The following is a 5,433-nucleotide window of genomic DNA, read 5'->3' as shown; positions in this document are numbered from 1 at the left end:
GGGCGAAGGCGCCGGTGAGGTATCTGCTCATCGGACGGCCAGCCGCACCGGCAGCGCACCGGAGGGACGTAGAGTGATGGACGGATCGGGCCGTGCCGAGGCGTCACTCCCGGGCGCAACCCGGCATCGCTGGGCGACGGTGGCGACGGTCAGGCCGGCCTGAATCATCGCCAGGCTCGATCCCGGGCAGGAGCGTGGCCCCAGCCCGAACGGGGCCAGCGAATGGCGGCGATGAGCGGCGCCCCGGCCATGCTCGCCGTCGTGGCGCTGCGGCCAGAAGTCATCCGGCCGCTCCCAGACGTCCGGGTGCCGGTTTCCGACGTACGGGCTCCACGCCAGCCACGATCCGGACGCGATCGGATATCCGCCGATGGTGTCGGCCGCCACGGCCCGGCGCATGGTGATCCACACGGCCGGATATAGCCGCATCGTCTCCTCGATGATCCAGCGGGTGAACTCCAGGGCCGGCAGATCCGCCGTGGTGGGCGGGCGTCCGGCCAGGACGGTGTCGAGCTCGCCGCGCAACGTCTCCGCCGCTTCCGGATGCCCGGCCAGCAGGTGCCAGCACCAGGCGAGCGTGTGCCCGAGGGTCTCGTGCCCGGCGAAGAACATGCCGAGCAGCTCGTCGGCCACTTGGTCCGGTGTGGAGCTGCCGGATTCGCGGTCGGCGACGAGCCGGGCGATCAGGTCAGTGTTGCGCTGAGCCACCAGACCCGCGATCGTGGCGCGGACCCGCCGCATGGCGGCGTGGAAGCGCCGGTTGGCCCTGGTCGGCACAAACAACGGCGGGAACGGCCGCGCCAGGTACTGCACCACGAAGTCGCACACCACCCGCAGGTCGGCTGCGACGGCGACGGTCGCCGCGGTCATCTCCGCGCCGAACAGGGTGCGGCAGGCCAGGCGCATGGAGAGAGCGGTCATCTCGCTCGCCGCGTCGACGATGGCGCCGGCTTCGGTCGCCCACCGATCGGCGAGGTCGCCGACGCACTCCTCGGCAATGCGCGCGGCGTTCGCGAGGGACTCCAGGCTGAACGCGGGCTGGACCAGCCGGCGGCGGCGTAGCCAGTCCTCACCACCCGGGGACACGGTCAGCCCCGAGCCGAGAAACGGGCGGGCGGCCCGGTACACCGGCGCGTCCTTGGTGTAGTTGCGATGGTTGTCCCGCGTTACGTGGGCGACGTGGTCGGGGTGGGTGATGAACACCAGCTCACGACCCCATAGACCGGTGACGGCCACCCCGTCGGGCGCGCGGGCGACCTCCGCGAACAGCCCGAGCGCGTCGCGGCGGAACGCGCCGAACGCCGTCGCCGCCGACAACCGGACCGCAGATCGCATCGGGCCAATGAACGCCCTTTGCGGGCGCAACGGCTGCAAGCTGACCTCATGGCCCATGCACACGCCCTTAAGTACAAGAGGTGGTGAACCTCGGGCGCGACGCCGGGATTCTGGCTGCCGGCAAAGTTCGGTCCCATGCTGGCCCGAGCTACGAACTCGGCGTCAAAGTGGGTTTCGTGCCGGAGGAGAAGGGTCTGGCCGGCTGACTCCACGCGGGCGAACCGTCGCATCAGGCCCCAGAGCACGTATTTGACCGCACGCTCGGAGACCTGCATCGACGTCGCGCTCTGCAGCCCAGGCACCACCTCGGAGCCCGGCTGCGCACCGCGAGCGGCAGCGCGTGCGCCCCGACCAGAACGGCCGCCACCAGGTCGAACGACCGGTGCACGGTCCGCCAGCCCCAGCACCGTGCCGTTGTCGGCGAGGCCCGGCGTGAACGACAGGATCGCCACCACCGCGGCCATCGCTACGTCCCGGTATCCGGCCGGCAACGTCTGGAGCCGGCCGAGCACGCCGGAATCGAGGGTCATGAGATCGATGCTAGGAACGGGCCGGCCCACTGAAGTCCCCCGCGCGAGGGACGATGACCGCTAAATGACGCCCGTGCGCAGCGCGTACGCCACGGCGTGCGAACGACTACGCAGGTTCAGGCGCTGCGACATCCGGGAGAAGATGTTCTTCACTGTGCGCTCGGAGCAATACAACTTGCTCGCGATCTCATTCGTGTCGAACCCGTCGGCCATGAGCCGCAGCACGTCCACCTCGCGCTGGAGGAAGCCGGCAGCGTGCAGCCCGCTGGGCGCCAGCACCTCCCGCTGGAACTTCTCCAGGTGCCGGACCAGGCCGCCGACCAGGCTGGGCGGCATCATCCCGCCACCTTGGGCAACCGTACGGACACTGTGCGTCAGCTGTTCGGCGGTGAGTGCTCGTTTGGGCAGGATGGCCAGCACGCCGTACCGCGTTACGGTCAGCAGCTCGCCGTCGTCGATGTCGCCGATCACCAGGACCACCGGCACGCCGGTGTCGGCCGCCCAGCGCCGTAGCGTGGCGGTGATGTCGGCGGAAAGCTGCTCGGTTTCGATCACCAGGACGTCGGCGTCGTGGCTGGTCTCGTTCGGCAGCACCTGGAGGTCGGGCCGCGATGTCAAATGGCTGACAATTCCCGCTTCGTTGATGGGACCACTGGCGGCTACGGCGACTCGAACGTGCTTCACGGCTATCCCCCCGTATGGAAGCCTGCTCTCTTTCCGGGATAAGAGAGTAATCGATGGAGTCACTGTTCTTAGGTGTATAAAACGTGACCGGCATGGTCATTGGCCACCGATCGACCGCGACGCCCGCCTAACTTCGCCGGCATGAGAAGCAAAGACTCACGGATCGACACCACGGTCGCTCATCCCGCCCGGCGCTACAACTACTGGCTCGGCGGAGACGACAACTTCGCCGCCGACCGCCAGTCCGGTGACCAGATCGCGGCCCTGCTTCCGGCGATCCGCACGGCCGCCGTGGAGAACCGCCGATTCCTGCGCCGCGCGGTCACCCACCTGGCTCGGGACCGAGGCATCCGGCAGTTCCTCGACATCGGCGCCGGGATCCCCGGCGCCGGCAACACGCATGAGGTGGCCCGGGCGATCGCGCCGGACTCGCGGGTGGTCTGCGTGGACAACGACCCGATCGTCGGAGCGTACGGCCGGACGCTGGCCGACGGCAGCGCGGGCACCGTCGCCTATCTCGAGGCGGACCTGCGCGACCCGGAACGGATCCTGACCGATCCGAGGCTGCGGGCCACGCTCGACCTGCGCCGGCCGGTGGGCCTGACGTTGCTGGCCGTGCTGCATTTCCTGAGCGACGCCGACCAGCCGTACCGGGTGGTGCGGGACCTGGTCTCAGCTCTGCCGGCCGGCAGCTGGCTGGTTGTCAGCCACGCCACGGCCGACTTCATGTCCCCGGAGACGGCCGCCGCGGTGGAGGAGGCCGGCCTGCGCAGCGGGGTGCCCAGCCGGTTGCGCAGCCGGACCGAGATCGCGCGGTTCTTCGAGGGGACGAGCCTGATTCCGCCCGGCATCGTGCCGACTCCGCAGTGGCACTCCGACGACGAGCCGAGGGTGCGTTCGACCGCTGCGGATGCGGCCATGTACGCCGGCGCCGCCCTCGTCGGATGACGCCCGGGTTTTACCTCCGAGGGAATTGTTGGGCGGCGGCCGCCGGCGCAGAGTTGCCGGCATGACCGACTTTCCGATCCACACGATCGACACGGCGCCGGGCCACGCCAAGCAACCGTTGGCGTCCCTGCACGAGGCTTTCGGCTTCATCCCGGGCGCAGCCGGCGTCATGGCGAACTCGGCGCCCCTGATGAGCTCGTTCTTCTCGGCCTTCGGCCACTTCCGGGGCGAGGGAACCTTCACCGGGGCCGAGCGGCAGGTGGTGCTGCTGTCGAACGCGGTGACCAACAACTGTGCCTGGGCGGTCGCGTTCCACACGCTGGAGGCCCTCGCCGACGGTGTGCCGCCGGCCGAGGTCGCCGCGATCCGGCAGCGCGAGCTTCCGGCCGACCCGCGGTTCGCCGCCTTGTCAGCGCTCAGCCGGGCGCTCATCGAGCGGCGAGGCCGGCTGGACGAGGCCGACCTGGCGGGGTTCCGCGCCGCCGGCTTCGACCGGGACCAGGTCCTCGAGGTCGTCACCGGCGTGGCGATCTCGACGATGACCAACTATGCGGCCAACGTCGCCGACCTTCCGCTCGAGGAGCCGCTGCGCGAGCACGCGTGGGAGCCGAAACACTGAAGCCGGGGGGACACCGGAAATGACGCATACTGGCACGATGCCCGAGGTCGGCCCGCTGATCAGGCGTTGGCGCAACGCTCGTGGGCTCAGCCAGCTCGCGCTGGCCGCCGGCTCGGTGGTCTCGCTGCGGCACCTGTCGTTCATCGAGACGGGCCGGTCGGCGCCGTCCCGGGCGATGGTGCTCAAGCTGGCCGAGGTGCTCGATGTGCCGTTGCGCGAACGCAACATCCTGCTGCTGGCCGCGGGCTTCGCGCCGGTCTACCCGGAGTCGGCGCTCGACGTGCCGGCTCTGGCCGCGATCCGCGACGCCCTGGACGCGATCCTGGCCCAGCAGGAGCCTTACCCGGCCCTGGTCATCGATCGGGACTGGAACATCCGGCAGGCCAACGGCGCGGCTGCCCGCTTCTTCCGCTTTCTGCAGGCCGGGCACGACGCGGCAGTCCCAGGGCCGCCGAACGTCCTCCGCCGGATGTTCCACCCGGACGGCGTCCGGCGCTACGTGACGAACTGGCCGGAGGTGTGCCAGGCACTGGTGCGCCGGGCGCGCCGCGAGGCCATCGGCGGCATCACCGACGAGCGGGCACAGACCGTCCTGCGGGAGGTGCTGGCCTACCCGGGCGTGCCGCCCTCGCTGCGGTCGCTGGACGCCACCGTGCCCACGACGCCGGTCGTGCCCATCCAGTACGCCCGCGACGGCCGCCGGTTCGACTACTTCTCGACGGTGACGACGCTCGGCACGGCCCAGGACATCACGGTGCAGGAGCTGCGCATCGAATGCTTCTTCCCGGCCAACGACATCACGCGGGACAACGCACGCGCGCTCGCGGAATGACCCCCGTTACTCCCTCTGGCGAGGGGCTACAGGCCGGCCGCGCCTCCCTGGCTTCGAACTCATGATGATGACCAAGGCGGCCTCGGCCGCCACCGCAGCCGTAATCCTGGCCGGCCTGTTGGCGGCGAAGGTCCGGCCGATCGGCCCGCACCAGATCCGGCATCTGATCGCGTCGACCCTTCTCGACGCCGGTTATGGCGTCCACGAGGTCGCTGAGCGGCTCGGCCATGATCCGGCCACGCTCATGCGCTACTACGCCCGGGTCAGGGTGGGCAGGCGTCTGCAGGCCACGGACCGGATCGCCGAATTGATGACAGCGCCCGAGATCCAGCCAAGGGTGCTGCGGAACTGGGCAGGCTGCACCACGAGTCTTCTTCCCGAGTCGGGTATATGTGCGGAGTTGCGCCCCGCCTGAGGCGCGAACGCGTGTATCCGGATGCAAGCGACACCAGGCGCGGCAAGGGACCGAATCCAAGACTCGCCCC

General features: G+C 70.0%; 6 protein-coding genes. 4 read left to right on the top strand and 2 right to left on the bottom strand.

Annotated elements, in window-relative coordinates; all coding sequences use genetic code 11:
- Positions 1-27: 27 nt before the first annotated feature.
- Together Ate02nite_RS48505 and Ate02nite_RS48500 are read right to left on the bottom strand one after the other, a co-directional pair.
- Positions 28-1,335, bottom strand: a complete 1,308-nt coding sequence (locus Ate02nite_RS48505) for a cytochrome P450 (RefSeq protein ID WP_203814808.1) — start codon at positions 1,333-1,335, stop codon at positions 28-30.
- A gap of 590 nt (positions 1,336-1,925) precedes the next feature.
- On the bottom strand, positions 1,926-2,549 hold the full coding sequence (locus tag Ate02nite_RS48500) for a helix-turn-helix transcriptional regulator (protein ID WP_203814807.1): 624 nt from the start codon (positions 2,547-2,549) through the stop codon (positions 1,926-1,928).
- A gap of 141 nt (positions 2,550-2,690) precedes the next feature.
- Between Ate02nite_RS48500 and Ate02nite_RS48495 the strand changes: the two genes are divergently transcribed.
- From Ate02nite_RS48495 to Ate02nite_RS48480, 4 genes are all read left to right on the top strand, one after another.
- Entirely contained in the window at positions 2,691-3,497 is an 807-nt protein-coding gene (locus tag Ate02nite_RS48495; RefSeq protein WP_203814806.1) for an SAM-dependent methyltransferase, read from the top strand.
- Positions 3,498-3,558: 61 nt separating this feature from the next.
- A complete protein-coding gene (locus Ate02nite_RS48490) occupies positions 3,559-4,116 on the top strand; it encodes a carboxymuconolactone decarboxylase family protein (protein ID WP_203814805.1) in 558 nt (185 codons plus the stop codon).
- Between the two features lie 37 nt (positions 4,117-4,153).
- Positions 4,154-4,948, top strand: a complete 795-nt coding sequence (locus tag Ate02nite_RS48485) for a helix-turn-helix domain-containing protein (protein ID WP_203814804.1) — start codon at positions 4,154-4,156, stop codon at positions 4,946-4,948.
- 67 nt (positions 4,949-5,015) lie between these two features.
- Positions 5,016-5,363 carry a tyrosine-type recombinase/integrase gene (locus Ate02nite_RS48480; RefSeq protein WP_239148260.1) on the top strand — a complete coding sequence of 116 codons (348 nt, stop codon included), beginning with the start codon at positions 5,016-5,018 and terminating at the stop codon, positions 5,361-5,363.
- The last annotated feature ends 70 nt before the right edge of the window (positions 5,364-5,433 follow it).

This window comes from Paractinoplanes tereljensis (genome assembly GCF_016862435.1).
Taxonomy (GTDB): domain Bacteria; phylum Actinomycetota; class Actinomycetes; order Mycobacteriales; family Micromonosporaceae; genus Actinoplanes; species Actinoplanes tereljensis.
The sequence above is the reverse complement of the archived record's forward strand: the minus strand, read 5'-3'. Positions and strand labels throughout refer to the sequence as shown.